Origin of the sequence: Spirulina sp. CCY15215 (assembly GCF_016888125.1) — a bacterium.
GTDB lineage: Bacteria > Cyanobacteriota > Cyanobacteriia > Cyanobacteriales > Spirulinaceae > CCY15215.
This window is the reverse complement of sequence record NZ_JACSWA010000080.1, coordinates 1-748: the sequence shown is the minus strand read 5'-3', so window position 1 is coordinate 748 and position 748 is coordinate 1. Positions and strand designations below refer to the sequence as shown.

Sequence of the window (748 nt, the reverse complement as noted above, 5' to 3'; positions counted from 1 at the left end):
TGTGACTTCAACGTAGCGATCGCCTTGAAGAACGGCTATTTTTAATCGTCCTTTCTCAAAACGCCACAATTCGGGAACACCTAATGCTTGGTAAATATCGGGATGGGTACGAGAAGTGATATCAATTTCTAGAGCCAGATCGGGAGGTGGATCGAGGGTGAGATCGAGGCGATTCTTGCCACGAACGGCTGTTTCATGTTCAATATAGAAACAGTTATCGGGTTCGATTCCATACTTCATCAATTCATTTTTAAACGTTGTTGAACCAAGAGGGTAAAAATCAATATCAAGTTCTTCCAGCAAAATTTCGACAAAATTTGTAACGAAGAGTTTGTCAACTTCGTGTTCGGGTAAGGGAGTCATAATTTCTAAAGTTTCATTAGCATAAGCAATGTGGGAGGCTCGTTTTTCGCCTAATTCTGCTAATATTTGCTCAAATTCTTGCCAATTTACGTCCCGCAGGACGAGTTTTTGTCCGGGTGGAATGTCAAAGCGTTTCAGTTCTAATAACATTGCTCGGTTTTTCTAACGCGATCGCCAGTATTGTAGCACTTATAAATTTATTGAGAGAGATGGCGATCGCGCACCCATGCTCTAAATTCTCGCATGGTTTTATTGCGTCCCTGGGTTTTCACTTTCTGCAAATATTGAGGAATGGTTTCGGTGAGGGGAAAGTTAGGGAAATGCGGACTTTCTGTGACTTCAACGTAGCGATCGCCTTGAAGAACGGCTATTTTTAATCGTCCTT

Annotated in this window: 1 protein-coding gene and 1 pseudogene; both read right to left on the bottom strand. The window is 42.0% G+C overall.

All coding sequences use genetic code 11. From position 1 onward, the window contains the following. The coding region (locus tag JUI58_RS00345; protein WP_204101769.1) for a Uma2 family endonuclease at positions 1-513 on the bottom strand (513 nt) is incomplete at its 3' end. 47 nt (positions 514-560) lie between these two features. Continuing rightward, a pseudogene (locus JUI58_RS00340) lies at positions 561-748 on the bottom strand (Uma2 family endonuclease); the annotation flags it as partial.